At 34.1% G+C, this 16,843-nt stretch carries 16 protein-coding genes, 1 other RNA gene and 1 pseudogene; 11 read left to right on the forward strand and 7 right to left on the reverse strand.

The genetic code is table 11. The annotated features are described in order from the left end of the window. Nucleotides 1-8: 8 nt before the first annotated feature. Nucleotides 9-1,878, reverse strand: a pseudogene (gene dnaX / locus BST92_RS12590) (DNA polymerase III subunit gamma/tau). 100 nt (nt 1,879-1,978) lie between these two features. Here dnaX and rnpB point away from each other — a divergent pair. Continuing rightward, an RNA gene (gene rnpB / locus BST92_RS12595) (RNase P RNA component class A) lies at nt 1,979-2,294 on the forward strand. Nucleotides 2,295-2,393: 99 nt separating this feature from the next. Then, nucleotides 2,394-4,031 carry an ABC-F family ATP-binding cassette domain-containing protein gene (locus BST92_RS12600; RefSeq protein WP_105071772.1) on the forward strand — a complete coding sequence of 546 codons (1,638 nt, stop codon included), beginning with the start codon at nt 2,394-2,396 and terminating at the stop codon, nt 4,029-4,031. A gap of 29 nt (nt 4,032-4,060) precedes the next feature. Here BST92_RS12600 and rsmD read toward each other — a convergent pair whose 3' ends face one another. From rsmD to BST92_RS12615, 3 genes are read right to left on the reverse strand one after another with little or no spacing between them, the layout of a single operon-like run. Beyond that, nucleotides 4,061-4,612, reverse strand: a complete 552-nt coding sequence (gene rsmD / locus BST92_RS12605; protein WP_105071773.1) for a 16S rRNA (guanine(966)-N(2))-methyltransferase RsmD — start codon at nt 4,610-4,612, stop codon at nt 4,061-4,063. Beyond that, entirely contained in the window at nt 4,603-5,376 is a 774-nt protein-coding gene (locus BST92_RS12610) for a DUF3822 family protein (protein WP_105071774.1), read from the reverse strand. The genes rsmD and BST92_RS12610 overlap by 10 nt, the downstream gene beginning before the upstream one ends. Next, nucleotides 5,357-6,124, reverse strand: coding sequence for a TerC family protein (locus BST92_RS12615; protein WP_105071775.1), 768 nt, complete (start codon nt 6,122-6,124; stop codon nt 5,357-5,359). The genes BST92_RS12610 and BST92_RS12615 overlap by 20 nt, the downstream gene beginning before the upstream one ends. A gap of 119 nt (nt 6,125-6,243) precedes the next feature. Between BST92_RS12615 and BST92_RS12620 the strand changes: the two genes are divergently transcribed. The 4 genes from BST92_RS12620 to kdsB are packed head-to-tail and all read left to right on the forward strand — an operon-like array spanning nt 6,244 to nt 9,503. Continuing rightward, entirely contained in the window at nt 6,244-7,671 is a 1,428-nt protein-coding gene (locus BST92_RS12620; protein ID WP_105071776.1) for an ATP-dependent DNA helicase, read from the forward strand. Between the two features lie 2 nt (nt 7,672-7,673). Beyond that, entirely contained in the window at nt 7,674-8,276 is a 603-nt protein-coding gene (locus BST92_RS12625) for a DUF4126 domain-containing protein (protein WP_105071777.1), read from the forward strand. Between the two features lie 15 nt (nt 8,277-8,291). Beyond that, the gene (locus tag BST92_RS12630; protein ID WP_105071778.1) at nt 8,292-8,756 is read left to right on the forward strand and encodes a hypothetical protein; all 465 of its coding nucleotides are present in this window, start codon (nt 8,292-8,294) and stop codon (nt 8,754-8,756) included. A 3-nt stretch (nt 8,757-8,759) separates the two neighbouring features. Beyond that, entirely contained in the window at nt 8,760-9,503 is a 744-nt protein-coding gene (kdsB, locus tag BST92_RS12635) for a 3-deoxy-manno-octulosonate cytidylyltransferase (RefSeq protein ID WP_105071779.1), read from the forward strand. A gap of 3 nt (nt 9,504-9,506) precedes the next feature. Here kdsB and BST92_RS12640 read toward each other — a convergent pair whose 3' ends face one another. Continuing rightward, the gene (locus tag BST92_RS12640) at nt 9,507-9,818 is read right to left on the reverse strand and encodes a GNAT family protein (RefSeq protein WP_170061756.1); all 312 of its coding nucleotides are present in this window, start codon (nt 9,816-9,818) and stop codon (nt 9,507-9,509) included. Between the two features lie 185 nt (nt 9,819-10,003). Here BST92_RS12640 and BST92_RS12645 point away from each other — a divergent pair, with 185 nt between their 5' ends. From BST92_RS12645 to BST92_RS12665, 5 genes are all read left to right on the forward strand, one after another. Then, nucleotides 10,004-10,651, forward strand: a complete 648-nt coding sequence (locus BST92_RS12645) for an alpha/beta hydrolase (RefSeq protein ID WP_105071781.1) — start codon at nt 10,004-10,006, stop codon at nt 10,649-10,651. Between the two features lie 51 nt (nt 10,652-10,702). Next, a complete protein-coding gene (locus tag BST92_RS12650; protein WP_170061757.1) occupies nt 10,703-11,641 on the forward strand; it encodes a lytic transglycosylase domain-containing protein in 939 nt (312 codons plus the stop codon). Nucleotides 11,642-11,643: 2 nt separating this feature from the next. Then, complete coding sequence (gene cls / locus BST92_RS12655) at nt 11,644-13,113, forward strand: cardiolipin synthase (RefSeq protein WP_105071782.1); 1,470 nt, start codon at nt 11,644-11,646, stop codon at nt 13,111-13,113. A 20-nt stretch (nt 13,114-13,133) separates the two neighbouring features. Further along, nucleotides 13,134-13,517: a sulfite exporter TauE/SafE family protein gene (locus tag BST92_RS12660; protein WP_105072278.1), complete on the forward strand. Its 384-nt coding sequence runs from the start codon at nt 13,134-13,136 to the stop codon at nt 13,515-13,517. 78 nt (nt 13,518-13,595) lie between these two features. Continuing rightward, nucleotides 13,596-14,441: a DUF2911 domain-containing protein gene (locus tag BST92_RS12665; RefSeq protein ID WP_105071783.1), complete on the forward strand. Its 846-nt coding sequence runs from the start codon at nt 13,596-13,598 to the stop codon at nt 14,439-14,441. A gap of 75 nt (nt 14,442-14,516) precedes the next feature. Here BST92_RS12665 and BST92_RS12670 read toward each other — a convergent pair whose 3' ends face one another. Next, nucleotides 14,517-15,023: a hypothetical protein gene (locus tag BST92_RS12670; protein WP_105071784.1), complete on the reverse strand. Its 507-nt coding sequence runs from the start codon at nt 15,021-15,023 to the stop codon at nt 14,517-14,519. 13 nt (nt 15,024-15,036) lie between these two features. Next, the gene (locus BST92_RS12675) at nt 15,037-16,776 is read right to left on the reverse strand and encodes a sodium:solute symporter family protein (protein ID WP_105071785.1); all 1,740 of its coding nucleotides are present in this window, start codon (nt 16,774-16,776) and stop codon (nt 15,037-15,039) included. Between the last annotated feature and the right edge of the window lie 67 nt (nt 16,777-16,843).

Below are 16,843 nucleotides of genomic sequence, written 5' to 3' on the forward strand. Positions count from 1 at the left end.
TTTTTGTTTTAAAACTCTAGATCAAAGTTGCGACGCAATAAATCTATTGCAGGGTTTTTTTCTACTAACTTTAAGAATTTCTCATGATCTGTGTAAGCATATTTTTTTTGTACCGCTTTATCAACATGAATTTCTAATTCTATAGTATAATTTTTTAATGAAGCTTTAATATGTTCAAGTACCTGACCTTGTGCTTTAACTAGATCTTCTTTCATGGAAAGATTAGGATAGCGCAATACGAGTTTATTACCTTTAAGTTTAGGTGTATCTGCTTCCATGATAGAAGCTAGAATTAATTGTCCACGTTCCCTTAAATGTTCTGCATAGGAGGACCAGCTTTCTTGTGCTTCCTCTTCAGTAAAATGCTCTTCAGGTAAAGCATCAGTTTCAATATGATCTTGATTATTCTTTACTACGTGTGCTTTTTTAGCATTAATAGCCTGTAGAGATAGGCCGCTTACTTTATTTTTATTGCGTGCTAGTAAAGCTTTGCGAGCTTCTTCAATTGTGAGATGAGAGCTCGATGTTATAGTATTAACTTGAGCTGGTGCTTGATTAGAAACTCCGCTCACATCTGTAGTTGTGGTAATCTCTTTATCTTGTTCTATAATCTTACTATCAGTACTTTGATCTGCTTTATTGGTGTTTTTTTCTTCAATATCTGTAGATGAATTAGTACGGACTTTCTTTAAAGGCTCTTTAATCTTACCATTACCTTCTTCAGATTTTTGGTAGGAGCTAGAAGACTCTGCTGCGATAGGTTGATTTGTAAATTGTGACGCTGGTATGATGTAGTTTACATCATTTTTTTTTTTCTCCATCCGTTAGGATAGAGGCTAATTGCATAAGGCACAATTCAATATGTAATCTAGGGTTCCGACTGCTGCGATATTTAAAATCGGCATCGTTACTTAAATTAATAGCTTTCCTTAAAAATATTAAATCGACTTTTCTAGACTGTTCGGCATATTTGACCTTTACATTATCAGACACGTCTAATAGATGAAGAGTTCTCTCATCCTTACAAACCATTAAATCTCTAAAATGAGAAGCAAGGCCAGCGATAAAATGATGACCGTCAAAACCTTTAGACATGATCACATCATAGTCTACCAGTAACTGTGGTATGTTACCATCAATGATTTGTTCAGTAATTTTAAAATAAGTTTCTCTATCAAGTACATTTAAATTTTCAGTGACCGCTTGTACCGTCAGGTCTTTGCCAGAGAAACTAACCACTCTATCAAAAATAGATAGTGAATCTCTCAAGGCACCATCAGCCTTTTGAGCTATGATATGTAATGCTTCATCGTCTGCGGTGATACCTTCTATACCTGCGATACGTTTTAAGTGTCCTCGCATGTCTGCCACTGTGATACGTTTAAAATCAAAAATCTGACAACGAGATAATATAGTAGGTATGATTTTATGTTTCTCAGTAGTTGCTAGTATAAATATAGCATGCGCAGGCGGTTCTTCTAGTGTTTTAAGAAATGCATTAAAGGCAGCTGTAGATAGCATGTGCACCTCATCAATAATATAGACCTTAAAATTACCTACCTGTGGAGGAATACGTACTTGCTCTGTAAGACTACGTATATCGTCTACAGAGTTATTTGAAGCAGCATCTAGTTCAAAAATATTAAAGGCAAAATCCTCATCTGGATCTACCTCAGTGTTTTGTTGATTGATTTTTTTAGCTAGAATACGAGCACAGGTAGTTTTACCTACACCACGTGGACCGGTAAATAGTAAAGCTTGCGCTAGATGATTGCTAGCGATTGCGTTTTCAAGCGTTTTAGTAATAGCGCTTTGTCCTACGACATCTTCAAAAGTCTCGGGTCTGTATTTTCTAGCAGATACTATAAATGGCTCCATCGATTCAAAGATAAACGCCTCATTAATTTTGGCTATTATTTCTACCGTTTTATTTCATTAAATTATCAACAGCGGTGTCAATATTTAAAGTAATTTTGCAGCAGCAGGTCGCTCTATCGCTTCTTATGAAGAGGAAAGTCCGGGCACCATAGGATAGTATAACGGTTAATGGCCGTCATTACGCTTTCGCGAAAGCGTAATAGGACAAGTGCAACAGAAAGTATGTACAGGTAATGCTGTAGTGAAACCAGGTAAACTCTATACGGTGAAATGTTGCGTATATCAGAGCTTGAGCGCGATCCGTGCGATTCTGAAGGGTAAACAGATGGAGATTACAAGTAATTGTAATTCTAGATAAATGATAGAGTGCTTGAGTAATCAAGTAACAGAATCCGGCTTATAGACCTGCTTTTTTCCTATAACTCTTACTCTATAAATTCTTTCTCTTTTAATTAAAGATAGGTTTCTTTTTAAGTAAAGAATAATCATACTTTTGCCGCTGCAAAAACTTCACCATGATTACAGTAGAAAATATAGCCGTAGAATTTAGTGGAACAACACTTTTTAGTGACGTTTCATTTGTGATAAACCCAACAGATAAAATTGCATTAATGGGTAAAAATGGAGCAGGGAAATCTACTATGATGAAGATCATCGCTGGTAAACAAAAACCGACGCGAGGACATGTGCGCACTCCAGGTGAAACGGTTATAGCTTACTTACCACAGCATTTACTTACTGAAGACGATTGTACTGTTTTTGAAGAAACAGCAAAAGCTTTTAAACACGTCACATCTATGAAAAAGGAAATGGATGAGCTTAATGAGGCTTTAACGACACGTACAGATTATGAAAGTGCAGAGTATATGGCAATCATTGAACGTGTAACAGATTTAGGAGAAAAATTCTATGCGCTTGAAGAAGTAAATTATGATGCCGAAGTAGAGAAGGCTCTCAAAGGTCTAGGTTTTAAACAAGAAGATTTTACAAGACAAACTAGCGAGTTTAGTGGTGGATGGCGCATGCGTATTGAGCTCGCAAAAATTCTATTACAAAAACCAGATTTAATATTACTCGATGAGCCTACAAATCATATAGATATAGAATCTGTAATTTGGTTAGAAGATTTTCTTGTGAATAAAGCAGATGCTGTAATGGTTATCTCTCACGATAAAGCATTTATAGATAATATTACTAATCGAACTATTGAAGTAACCATGGGACAAATCCATGATTATAAAGCGACTTATTCTCATTACCTTGTGCTAAGAGCAGATCGTCGATCTCATCAAATTAAAGCTTATCAAGAACAACAGAAGTTTATCGCTGATACTAAGGCTTTTATAGAACGTTTTAAAGGGACCTATTCTAAAACTAATCAGGTTAATTCTAGAGAGAAGATGCTTGAAAAATTACAGCTTATTGAGATTGACGAGGTAGATACGTCTGCATTAAAACTACGTTTTCCTCCATCACCACGATCTGGTGATTATCCGGTAACGGTTAAAGACGTATCAAAATCTTATGGAGATCACGTGGTTTTTAAAGATGCCAATATGTCTATCGCTCGAGGCGAAAAAGTCTCTTTTGTAGGTCGTAATGGAGAAGGAAAGTCGACGATGATTAAAGCAATCCTTAACGAGATAGAAGTGGAAGGAAACTGTCAACTAGGTCACAATGTTAAAGTTGGATATTTTGCTCAAAATCAAGCCGCATTGTTAGATAATGATTTAACGATATGGCAAACAGTTGATGAAGTAGCCGAAGGTGATGTACGCACACAGCTCAAAAATATTTTAGGTAGATTTATGTTTAGTGGTGATGACTTAGAGAAAAAGGTAGGTGTATTGTCTGGTGGAGAAAAAACCAGGCTAGCTATGGTAAAGTTATTACTTGAACCTGTCAATTTGTTAATTCTTGATGAGCCTACTAACCATTTAGATATCAGGTCTAAAGATGTTTTAAAAGAAGCTCTATCAACTTATGACGGTACGTTAATACTAGTATCCCACGATAGAGATTTCTTACAAGGCTTATCAGAAAAAGTATTTGAGTTTAAAGATCAACGTGTGATAGAACACTTTGAAACCATTGATGCGTTCTTAGAAAGAAATAGAATTAAAAATATCGCTGATATCAATTTGATGGGATAAGTTATTATTTCCAGAGGTAAAATAAAAAATTACTCTTCCTCATCAGGATTTTCAAAGAAACTAAATACGGTACCACCATATCTACGTGAACTTTCTAGCCACTGATGGTCGGATAGGTCAGTATGTTTTGAATGTTCCATGATAAAAATTCCGCCAGGTACTAAGAGTTCGTTTTCCATAACTAAAGTTGCTATAGAGTGAAATTGCTCTTCTTCTAGTCCATATGGAGGATCAGCAAAGATTAAGTCGTAACTACCTTTATGCTTTTCTAAAAAACTAAACACATCTGCTTTATTAGTATCTATAGGTAAATTCAATGTAGCAGCTGTTTTTTTAATAAAATCTAAACATGGTTTATGTTGATCAACAGCTAGAATACTGGCCGCACCACGACTACCAAATTCATAACTCATATTACCGCTACCTGCAAAAAGTTCTAATACCTTGATACCTGGAATATGCTTACGATGCCTTAATATGTTGAATAGGGCTTCTTTAGACATATCTGTAGTAGGTCTTACTGGTAAATTCTTAGGAGCTTGAATTCGTCTTCCTTTATGTATTCCTGAGATTATACGCATAAGATATTTTCTATATAAGTATTAGAGTCAACGACATAGCTTACATTACGCACATAAGTATAAAGTAAATTGTAAACTGCATCATTTTTTGTAGATGATATAATTTTTAAATCCATATGTTCTGGATCTAAATGATTATGTTGTGCTGTAAATAAGGTATAATATAAAATATCTTCAGCAGCTTGATGTGGATAACTATTGTGTAATAGTAAAGATCCTTTTTCAAAAATGGTAATATAAAATTGAGACTCTTTGACATCGATAATTATTTCAGTCTTTAAAGAATCATTTACAGAATAATGTTTTTGTAAAGCTAGAGTAGAGTAGTGGTAATAATTAAAATCACCATACTTATCAAAAAAGTAATTATTAATATTACTATAGGCGATGTAAATAGATCTGTAATCTAATGCCTCAATCGCATCATCAGTACTGATAACGTCTGTATCTAATAGCCTAACATTGTATTTTAAATAATCAGATTGATTATTTTCATTATAGAGACTAGCAGGTACACCTGTGAAAATGGAATGATTGTAAATTAAAGTAACTTCTTTAAACTTAAAGTTTAAATCCTTTTCAATCTCATATATGTTTTCAATTTCTTGTAATATTTCAATGGGATTAGACTCATGCTTAAATGTTTTAAGAATGTGACGTTCCACACCCATTGAAGAGTAGATAAAAAAAGAAAGTCCATCTTGATGAATCAAGACGGACATTTTTTTATGCGTTGTGGACATATTATTTTGGGCTTGTGGCATATTGTCTAGGCCAGTTTCCACTTGTAGTTACTTCAGTTAAGCTTCCTACAACTATTTCTTCACCAGTAACACCTTCTACTGCTTTAGTTCTCAATTCTTGTTCAACTAACCTCTTAGGCTGGTCGAATAAGATATCTGATTTCTTTGCACGAGCTTCAAATACACTAATGGCATTATCATCATCAAAATAAGTTCCAGTTTCTAAAGAAATCTTACCAGGCGTTTCTATTTGCTTTCCTTCGGTAGTAAATGAATAATCTAATAAGGTTGCGATATTGACATTTTGGAATAAAGAATCTTTCACAGATTTATATCCTAATGTATCAGTAACCACAATTTCCTTATAGTAACCACCATTGTCTGCGTTAAGGCCAAAACGTTTGTTTTTCTCACGATCTGCTACAGAGCTATCTCTTCTTTGAACTAATGCAAATTTTGCAGTGTCTACAAACTTTGCTAGCTTATTAATATCGTCTGTGTATTTTCCAGTAATTGTTTTATGAGCATTCTCTGCCTCACGTAGTTTAATTAATTGTGCAATTACTTTCTTATATCTTTCTTCTTTTACTTTTTCAAATTTAACTGGTGCGGCAATAGAATCATATAATTCATATCCAAAGTAGCCAATTAATGCTAATAAGAATACAATTACAATAATGTGAAATTTCTTAGGTAATTTATTAATTAGGAAAGCTAGTCCTACTAATACTAAAATTCCTAAAACTATTGATGTAATGAGAGCAGTCATATTTTTTTAAATAATTATCTTGGTTTCAAAGCTAACAAATCTACAATATTTTTTGACTCATCCTAGCGTCACATTTCAAATTTGAGTTAAGTTTATCATCAGGTTTTCACCAACAATTCATGACTGCAGCAGAATATTACAAAACAATACGTACAGATTTTCCTTTTATCCCTACTAATGAGCAAGATAGAGCACTAGAAGAGCTATCTTCTTTTATCATTGATAAAGATAAAGACAGACTTTTTTTACTCAAAGGATATGCAGGTACAGGTAAAACGACCATAATTAGTGCCATTGTAAAAAATATATGGAAGGCAAAAATGAGTTGTGTTCTTCTTGCGCCTACCGGTCGGGCTGCAAAAGTAATAAGTAGTTATAGCAATAAAACAGCTAGTACGATACATCGCGAAATTTATTACCCAAAGGCACAAGGTAAAGGTGGGAATGTTGAATTTACTTTAAAACAAAACAAGCACCGCAACTCTATATTCATAGTAGATGAATCCTCGATGATTCCAGATGTAGCTAGTGAGAACAAAATGTTTGGTGGTAATGGATCTTTATTAGATGATTTAATAGAGTATGTGTATTCTGGAGTAGGTTGCATTCTATTATTAATAGGAGATACTGCTCAATTACCACCTGTTAAACTAGATGTTTCACCTGCTTTAGAACCTACATTGCTAGAACAGCGCTATTTAAAAGATGTGACTTGCATTGAGCTGGACGAAGTTAAACGACAAGAAAAGGATTCTGGTATACTATTAAACGCAACACGGATTAGAAATCATATAGAAGAATTAAATAACGACTTTAAATTTGATGTAGACCCATTTATTGATATTAATCGATTAATCGATGGTCACGAGATTATGGAAGCTATTCAAACGGCATATGATACTCAAGGACATGAGGAGACTGCAATTATCGTAAGATCTAATAAAAGAGCAAACTTATATAATCAACAAATTAGATCAAGAATACTTTTTCGCGAAAGCGAACTCGCATCTGGTGACTATCTTATGGTGGTAAAAAACAATTACCACTGGTTAAAGCCCAGTAGTGCTGCTGGTTTTATAGCAAATGGAGATATTATAGAAATTTTAGAGATTTATAATTTTAAAAATATTTATGGCTTCAGATTTGCAGAAGTAAAGGTGCGTATGGTAGATTATCCAGATGAAAAACCTTTTGAAACAGTGCTATTGCTTGATACACTCGAGTCAGAATCTCCATCATTAACTTATGATGATTCAAATAAACTATATCAAGAAGTGAGAATGGATTATCTCAAGTTACCTAAATGGAAGCAGTATAAAGAAATTAAGGAAAACCCGTTTTTTAATGCTTTACAAGTTAAGTTCTCCTATGCAATTACCTGCCATAAATCACAAGGTGGACAATGGGAAAACGTGATTGTGGAGCAACCATATTTACCAGATGGCCCATCAAAGGATTATTTGCGCTGGTTATATACCGCTGTAACGCGTGCCAAAACAAATTTGTATCTTATAGGCTTTAATAAAGATTATTTTATAGAATCATAATCATGGAATGGATTACATCAAATTTTGAAATTTTTGTCAGTATATGTCTGGGAATAGGACTTTCTGCTAGTGCTGGATTTAGAGTCTTTGTACCGCTTTTATTTTTAAGTATAGCGGCTTATATGGGTATGGTACCGCTTAATCCAGATTGGGCTTGGGCAGGTAGTTTAAGCGCCGTACTCATATTAGGTGTTGCTGCTATTGTTGAACTTATTGCTTATTATATACCATATGTAGATAATTTATTAGATACGATTACCGTACCTCTAGCTGCAATAGCTGGTACAGCCGTCATGGTAAGTGTGGTAGGTGATTTAGATCCAGTATATACATGGACGCTTGCTATTATCGCCGGTGGTGGAACTGCTGCTAGTGTCGCAAGTACCGCTGGTGCTGCTCGATTAACTAGTACAGCAACTACAGGTGGAATAGGGAATCCTGTAATCAGCACTGCCGAGGCTGGTTTTAGTGGTATTCTTAGTTTTCTTTCTTTAATTGCACCTATTTTTGCTGCTATAATTGTCGTGTTGATTTTTATTGCAATTAGAAAACTGTACAAGAAGTTATTTAAGAAAAAATCGCTTCCGCGAAAACCGACTACTTAAATCTATATCCACTTGATGTCTATATTGAAAGGTAGAAAATCATCTGTATTATATTTTGATACGGAAAAAGAATTGTTAATTATAGAAGATCATTTAAGATCCTATAGAGTGATGCAGTTAGTCTTACTGTTTACTTGTGTTATAAGCTGCTCTTTAATATTAGTTAAAGAAGATTTGTCTTTCTGGTTTGGATTTATGATAGGTGCCTTTATAGCACTGGCTTTGTGTGCTGCATATTATTATGCATTTAGGACATCAGTCGTTAAAAATATTCCTTTCAATGATATAGAATCAATAATTTCTAGCACATTATTTTTAAAAAACGATAGGCGATTAACTATAAAACTTAAAGATAATCGGTTTAGAAATATTATAACAATGGATCAATTAGAAATTGATCGACTCTTTAACTCTTTTAAAGAAGTCGATATAGTTGTTGAGAAACGTACATCTTTTAGTCTATTACCACTTAATTTTTAATTTATGAGTTTAAAAGTTATCGCTGTTATACCAGCAAGATATGAAGCAAGTAGATTTCCAGCAAAATTAATGCAGGACCTATGTGGTAAGTCAGTAATAGTGAGAACCTATGAAGCTGCGCTGGCTACAAATCTTTTTGATCAGGTGATAGTGGCAACAGATAGCCCTATTATTTTTAATGAGATTAAAGATCATGGCGGTGTTGCAGTGATGAGCAACAAAGAACATGATTGCGGTAGTGACCGTATTGCAGAAGCTGTAGAAAATATAGAAGCAGATATTATTATAAATGTACAAGGCGATGAGCCTTTTACTAATCAAGCAGACTTAAAAAAGCTATTAGAGGTATTTGAGAACGATCAAAACGAGATTATAGCGCTAGCATCTTTAATGCATGAGTTAAAAGAAGAGAAGGATATTTTAAATCCTAATAATGTTAAGGTTATCACTGATTTATCCGGTAACGCTATCTATTTTTCTCGCAGTCCTATACCATTTAATAGAGCAACTGATGTACAGGTGCCAGTATATAAACATATAGGGATTTATGCATTTAGAAAAGCTGCATTAATTGATTTTTACAATTCTAGTGCAACACCATTAGAGCTTAAAGAGAAAATAGAGTGTATAAGATATCTAGAGCATGGAAAAAAAATAAGCATGGTCATAACCGACCATGCTAGCATAGGTATAGATACTCCAGCAGATCTAGATGCTGCTAGAGAGATGTGGAAGAATAATAGCTAGAGATTAAATACTAATTCCTACCGGTAGCATTTCTTTAAATTCATTACGATTGCGACGTACAAATCCTGCAATTTTTGGATGAGTAGGCACCACCTTAATTTTCTTTTCATCTCTTATATTAATAAAAACAGCTCTCAAAAAATCATTTTTAAAATCTGCATCATCTTCAAGAGATTCTGGAATTATAAATTTGGTTAAGAAAATTTTTCTTTCTTGTTGAGAATATTCAATTTTTGCTAAATTTCCATTCTTGGTACATTCATACTGACGTAGAAAAGCATTGTCAGTAATCTCAATAGTAGTAGATGTTTCCATTTTCATTCTTTTTAACTCCTAAATTGATTAGGTATATTCACTAAAGGATAAGTTTATTAAAACTTTGTGGTTGATTAGTGAAAGCGTAAAAATTGCTCTTATAACTTTGTAAAGATACTTTAAAATAACATTTTCTTAATCATAGCTTGTGTTAAAACATTGATTTTAAAACTATTCTTGAAAATATGATACCCGTTTATTTTATGCCAGGTATGGCAGCGTCTCAATTGATATTTGAGAATATTAAACTACCACCGGATCAATTTACAATGCATTTCATGCACTGGAACATACCAGAAAAGAACGAGTCTTTACAAAATTATGTCACACGTTTACTTGAACAAATCCAGCACAAAAATCCTGTAGTAATAGGTGTATCATTTGGTGGAATCGTTGTTCAAGAAATTGCAAAACAAATTAAGGTGCACAAAACGATCATTATTTCTAGTGCAAAGACAAATCAAGAATTTCCTAGACGTATGCACTTTAGTAAAGCTACTAGATTGCATAAAGTAGTTCCTACTCGCTTATTTGAGAATATGGAGACTTTGATTAAGTACAGTTTTGGAATCGCGCCCAAAAAACTTGAGTTGTATAAAAAATACTTATCTGTAAACGATCGACGTTATTTAAATTGGGCATTAGACACAATAATAAATTGGAATCAACAAGAATTGCCTGAAAATGTAGTCCATATTCATGGAGATAAAGACCCTATTTTTCCAATTAAATATATAACAAATGCCATTATAGTACCTGATGGCACACATATTATGATTATTAACAGATTCCGCTGGTTTAATGATAAATTACCTCAAATCATTTTACAATAACAGTTTTAGACTCAGCGGGATTCACTTATCTTTAAACCAAAAATAGAACGCATGAAAAAGATATTATTAGGAGCAGGAATTGTAGTCGTTTTATTGCTCGCAGTAAGTGCTGTGCAACAAAACTCGGGTCTTCAAGAATTAACACCTATGGAGACTACAGAGTTGAAAGATCCTTCTCGTGTAGGTGATTATAGCGTTTATGCGCTTGACCTTCCTAAAAGCTTAGATTTTGCAGGTGAACCAGTACCACTTCATAATCCAGACATTAAAGAACGAGCAGATCGTGAATTTTTAGTCAACACCTATTGGCAATCTAATGGGATAATGCTAGTTAAAAAATCTAAAAAATATTTTCCAATCATTGAAGCCATTCTTGCAGAAGAAGGAATCCCTGATGATTTTAAATACCTAGCGGTAATAGAAAGTGGTTTAGATAATGTAAAATCACCAGCAGGCGCAAGCGGTTTCTGGCAAATTATGACAGCCACAGGTAAGGAGCTCGATCTAGAAGTTAATAGTAATGTAGATGAACGTTATCATCTAGAAAAAGCCACGAGAGCTGCTTGTAAATATCTTAAGGATAGTAAAGAAAGAATGGGCACATGGACACTTGCGGCTGCAGCTTATAATGCAGGAAATGCAGGGATCAATCGCGAGCTAGAGAGACAACAGGCAACTTCTTATTATGACTTATTATTAGGTCAAGAGACAGGTAGATACGTATTTAGAATTTTAGCTTTAAAAGAAATTCTTAAAAACCCAGAAAGTTTCGGTTTTAATATAGAGCCAGAACATTACTATTATCAAGTACCTACTAAAAAAATATTAGTAGATTATGAAATTGATGATTTAGCCGCTTTCGCGAAAGCGAATTCCATCAACTATAAAATTTTAAAAATTCATAATCCATGGCTGAGAGAAAATAAATTGAATAACAAATCTGGAAAATTATACGAAATTGAAATTCCAGAAAATGGTTACTACGACTAGTTATGTTAGAATGGGTTCTTAGCAATTGGTTTTTAAGCCTGCTTATTATCAATTATGTGGTTGCATTAAGTGCAGCATTCTTTTTGATACGTAGTAATCAGAACCCACGTAAAACCGTATCTTCTCTTCTTTTTTTGGTCGCTTTACCTTTCTTGGGATTAGGCATTTATTATTTTTTTGGTCTTGAGTATCGCAAGTCTAAAATCTTTAAACGTAAAGACCTTAATGCAAATGAATTAATCCAAAACTGGAACAAACGGTTACATATATCAAACGATGATCTAGATAAGTATGAAGAGACTTTTCTAATAGATCGTCTTAAAATGGTAAAATTATTAAGACACAACCAGGCAGCGCCGTTAACCTTGCGCAATAATTTAGAAGTTTTAATAAACGGGAGATCAAAATTTGATCGTGTTTTTGAAGACATTAAAAAAGCACAAAATCATATCCATCTAGAGTATTTTATACTTTGTGACGATCACATAGGAACTGATGTTATCAATGCGTTGATAAAAGCCGCACAGCGCGGTATTGAAGTTAAGATAATTTATGATTCTGTAGGAAGTTCCATTTCTAATGCTACTAAAAAAAGAATGACAACTGCTGGTATCGAGTACGAGGCATTTATGCCTGTACTATTTTCAAAATTTACACGCAAGGCAAACTATAGGGATCACCGTAAAATCTTCATTATAGATGGTAGCATAGGTTATATAGGTGGTGTTAATATTAGTGATGACTATGTGAATGAACCTATTAACCATAATGATCAATACTGGCGTGATACACACTTACGTATAGAAGGACATGCGGTTAAAAGTCTTCAAGCGCAATGGTTGTTGAATTGGTACTTTGTGAAACGACAAGATGAAAACTATGAAATTCCATCGAGTTATTTTCCTGAGATTGATTGCCCTGAAAATAAAGCCGTTCAAATAGCTGCTAGCGGTCCAGATACGGACTGGGCAAACATTATGGAGGCCTTATTTATTGCAATTAATACAGCAGAAAAAAGTATCTATATCACTACACCATATTTTATCCCAAATGAAGCTATTTTAACTAGCTTAAAAAGTGCTGCACGCAGTGGTGTAGAAATACACATTATGGTCCCCAAAAAAGGAGATAGCTGGGCTGCACGATATGCGTCTAGATCATACTTTCAAGATTTGTTAGAAAGTGGCATATATGTGCACTGGTATCATAGAGGTATGTTACATGCAAAGACAATGGTAGTAGATGATATGTTTTGTACCATAGGTACTTCAAATATGGATTACCGCAGTTTTGACATAAATTTTGAGATTAACGCATTGATTTATGATGAAGAAATTTCAAAAGAATTAAACGTTCAGTTCCAGAAAGATTTAAAATACTGTGAGGAAGTATTATTAGATCTATGGATAAAAAGAGATAAAGTAAATAAGTTTAAAGAGTCTTTTTGTAGATTGTGGGCTCCTTTATTATAACTATGAAACCAAAAAAAAAAATGACATTAGAAATTATTTTACTCTTATTGCTATTAGGGTTATTAGCAGGATTCTTAAGCGGTAGTGTAGGAGTAGGTGGTGGCGTTATTATGGTACCACTAGCAATATGGTTTTTAGGTTATAGTCAACATCAAGCTCAAGGATTGAGTCTTGCTGTACTAGCAGTTCCGGTCACTTTTCTTGCAGCATATACTTATCACAAAAATGGTCATGAACTAGACTGGCGATATGCGTTAGTGATCGCTGTAGCTTTTGTATTCGGTGGTTATTTTGGAACCAAACTAGCCATAAGTATAAATCAACAATTATTAAAAAAGATTTTTGGAGTCATTTTGATAATTGTTGCTTTAAAAATGATTTTCTTCTCGAGCGCCAAAGCGTAATGTATTAAGAAAATCCTAACAATAGATCACCTATAAATTCTGTTTATTTACAATTAAATTAATTCAATTTTTTCAATTATGAAATACACATTACTAGCATTTATGTCCTTATTTGTAGCTACAACTCTTACAGCGCAAATAGAAGCTCCACAACCTAGTCCTAGTGCTATGGTTAAACAAACTGTAGGACTTACAGAAGTAACACTGGAATACTCCAGGCCAGCTATGAGAGATAGAGATATCTTTGGCGATTTAGTACCATTTGATAAGATGTGGAGAACTGGCGCAAATGCTAACTCTACGGTTTCTTTCTCTGATGACGTCATGGTTGCTGGTAAAGAATTAAAAGCTGGTACTTATGCAGTATTTACTAAGCCAAGTAAAAAAGAATGGGAAGTCTATTTCTATACAGATCATTCAAACTGGGGAACACCTAGAGAATGGGATGAGTCTAAAGTTGCTGCAATGGTAAAAGTACCTGTAAGCACATTAAAAAATACACAAGAGAGCTTTACCATGGCTATTAATGAAATAAATATGGAAGGTGCTCATTTACAAATCATGTGGGCTAACACGATGGTTGCAGTGCCTTTCTCTGTTCCTACCAAAGCAAAAACAGAAGCCAGCATTGATAAAGTAATGGCAGGTCCTAGCGCAAATGATTACTATTCTGCAGCATCTTTTTATCTTGATGCAGATAAAGATCTAAAAAAAGCACAAGAATGGATTACTAAGGCAACAGAGCTGAGTCCTAAAGCCTTTTGGATGTTCCGTAAAAAATCTCTTATAGAAGCAAAGTTAGGCAATACGAGTGCAGCTATTGCATCTGCAAAGCAGTCTCTAGCATTAGCTACTGCTGCAGGTAATGCTGACTATGTAAAAATGAATAAAGATAGCCTTAAAGAATGGGGCGTTAAGATGTAACAATTATAAATCACATCGCTTTCGCGAAAGCGTATTAAAAAAGCCACTTAAGAAATTAAGTGGCTTTTTATATTTTTAAAATGAAAATGTCATTAACTGGACGGCGCCGAAAATAAATCTAATCATCAAGATTACTGAGATAATAATCCCGATGACTTTAAGAGTTCTATCCTGAATACTTAAAGCGATTAACAACGGTAAGACAGCTGATATTAAGTTAATTACTCCCATAATAATGTATTGATTATTAGAAGAATAACTATAACTAAAAACAGCGCTAACTATAGCATTTAATAACATGGTAGTGAACCATATTATAAGAGATGCAATCAATAATTTATCACTTGATGACTTCTGGGTCGCCGGTCTTAAATTAGTTTGCTTTTGGAAGGTCACATTTTGAACAGCTGCGGCGGGCTTTTTGAATAAAACATCTAATTCTGCAATGCTGGAGGCGGTTGCAACAAAACTTTTATTTTCAGTTCTAATCTTAAAATCAGGACGTAATGCCTTTTCTTTTAACTCATTTAGATTAAATGGGCCAAACTCATTTATGCCGTCTGAGTAATAATAATGTATCATATGATTTTAAAATTTAAACGTCTTGAAAATGTGTAATTTCTTCTGTATCATTTTTAGAACCACTAGATTCTATCAACCATGCTAGTCCTACAGTAATCAATGCGCCCAACGGATTCAACCATAAGAATGGTAATAATTTCACATCAGGAACAAACTCATCTACACAATAGAATGCTATCACAATAGCTTCTGAAATCAACGCGGCAATAAATATAGAACGACCACGTACTTTTTTCAAATAGAAAGCCACTAAGAAAATACCAAGGATAGTTCCATAAAACAGCGAACCTATAATATTTACCAGCTGTATCAAATTATCAAATAACGATACAACACTAGCAAATATAATAGCTATGATTCCCCACATAAGAGTAAACCATTTGCTCATGCGCACATAATGATCATCATCCTTATTATCATTGTGATTAAAACGCTTATAGATATCTATGGCAGTTGTGGAGCTCAAGGCATTCAACTCTGACGCTGTTGAACTCATTGCAGCACTTAAAATTACGGCAAGTAAAAGACCTATTAAACCTTTAGGTAAATGATGTAAAATAAAATGGATAAAGACAAAATCCTTATCGTTAGTTTCGATTCCATCGTCTGCTTTTGCTATTAATTGTCTAGCAGCTTCTCTGTTTTCTTCTTCTGCCTGACGGAAATAATCTAGACGTGTCTCTAATTTATCCTCAGGTGCCAGGTATTGATTATTCAGCTTTTTTGCATAGTTCTCTTGCATGGTTTGCTTTTCGTGCAGGATAGAGTAGTGGCGTTCTTGTAAGGCTTCATAATCTGCTGCATATTCACTTTCCATAACAGCTTTTTCGGCAGCAGGATTAAAGTTCAAAGGTGTATCATTAAATTGATAGAATATAAAAACCATGACACCTACCATAAGAATAAAAAACTGCATCGGTACCTTAAGCAATCCATTAAATAATAAACCAATACGCATTTGTTTAATAGATTTACCAGACAGGTAACGTTGTACTTGCGATTGATCAGTACCAAAATAACTTAACATTAAAAAACTAGCTCCAAAAATGGCACTCCATACATTATAACGATCATTTAATGAAAAATCAAAATCTAGAATTTTCATCTTATCTGCGCTACCAGCCATGGTTAATGCATTGTCAAAGCTTACGTTATCTGGCAATTGTGTAACAATTAGAACAAATGCGGTAATCATACCAGCCATAATAATAATCATTTGCTGTTTTTGGGTAACATTCACCGCTTTAGTTCCACCAGATACCGTGTAAATAATTACTAATATTCCTATAATTACATTGAGATATTTTAGTTCCCAATCTAGTACGGCACTCAGTATAATAGCTGGTGCATAAATGGTAATTCCTGCGGCTAGTCCACGTTGTATAAGAAATAGGATAGAGGCAAGTGATCTGGTTTGAACATCAAATCGCTTTTCTAAAAATTCATAAGCAGTGTATACCTTAAGCTTATGGTATATAGGAATGAATGTGACACAAATTATGATAATCGCAATAGGCAGACCAAAATAAAATTGTACAAATTCTAATCCGTCTGTATATGCCTGTCCTGGTGTACTTAAAAATGTTATGGCACTTGCCTGTGTTGCCATTACCGATAGTCCTACCGTCCACCATCTTGCATCACCACCTTTAATGTATTCTTCGCTAGTTTGCTTACCACGCGTTTTGTAAACTCCATACAACACTATAAAGGCTAGTGTAGATGTAAGAATGGTCCAATCAATTATTTCCATAAACAGCAGTAATTAAGTAAAATACAGCTGCAAAAAATAGATTTGCAACAATGACAAGTATGTAAAC

This window comes from Nonlabens arenilitoris (assembly GCF_002954765.1).
Taxonomy (GTDB): Bacteria; Bacteroidota; Bacteroidia; order Flavobacteriales; family Flavobacteriaceae; genus Nonlabens; species Nonlabens arenilitoris.

Excerpts from the sequence above, each read along its gene's own strand:
- BST92_RS12600 (WP_105071772.1), top strand. The coding sequence starts at position 2,394 with ATGATTACAGTAGAAAATATAGCCGTAGAATTTAGTGGAACAACACTT.
- rsmD (WP_105071773.1), bottom strand. The coding sequence starts at position 4,612 with ATGCGTATAATCTCAGGAATACATAAAGGAAGACGAATTCAAGCTCCT.
- BST92_RS12610 (WP_105071774.1), bottom strand. The coding sequence starts at position 5,376 with ATGCCACAAGCCCAAAATAATATGTCCACAACGCATAAAAAAATGTCC.
- BST92_RS12615 (WP_105071775.1), bottom strand. The coding sequence starts at position 6,124 with ATGACTGCTCTCATTACATCAATAGTTTTAGGAATTTTAGTATTAGTA.
- BST92_RS12620 (WP_105071776.1), top strand. The coding sequence starts at position 6,244 with ATGACTGCAGCAGAATATTACAAAACAATACGTACAGATTTTCCTTTT.
- BST92_RS12625 (WP_105071777.1), top strand. The coding sequence starts at position 7,674 with ATGGAATGGATTACATCAAATTTTGAAATTTTTGTCAGTATATGTCTG.
- BST92_RS12630 (WP_105071778.1), top strand. The coding sequence starts at position 8,292 with ATGTCTATATTGAAAGGTAGAAAATCATCTGTATTATATTTTGATACG.
- kdsB (WP_105071779.1), top strand. The coding sequence starts at position 8,760 with ATGAGTTTAAAAGTTATCGCTGTTATACCAGCAAGATATGAAGCAAGT.
- BST92_RS12640 (WP_170061756.1), bottom strand. The coding sequence starts at position 9,818 with ATGGAAACATCTACTACTATTGAGATTACTGACAATGCTTTTCTACGT.
- BST92_RS12645 (WP_105071781.1), top strand. The coding sequence starts at position 10,004 with ATGATACCCGTTTATTTTATGCCAGGTATGGCAGCGTCTCAATTGATA.
- BST92_RS12650 (WP_170061757.1), top strand. The coding sequence starts at position 10,703 with ATGAAAAAGATATTATTAGGAGCAGGAATTGTAGTCGTTTTATTGCTC.
- cls (WP_105071782.1), top strand. The coding sequence starts at position 11,644 with ATGTTAGAATGGGTTCTTAGCAATTGGTTTTTAAGCCTGCTTATTATC.
- BST92_RS12660 (WP_105072278.1), top strand. The coding sequence starts at position 13,134 with ATGACATTAGAAATTATTTTACTCTTATTGCTATTAGGGTTATTAGCA.
- BST92_RS12665 (WP_105071783.1), top strand. The coding sequence starts at position 13,596 with ATGAAATACACATTACTAGCATTTATGTCCTTATTTGTAGCTACAACT.
- BST92_RS12670 (WP_105071784.1), bottom strand. The coding sequence starts at position 15,023 with ATGATACATTATTATTACTCAGACGGCATAAATGAGTTTGGCCCATTT.
- BST92_RS12675 (WP_105071785.1), bottom strand. The coding sequence starts at position 16,776 with ATGGAAATAATTGATTGGACCATTCTTACATCTACACTAGCCTTTATA.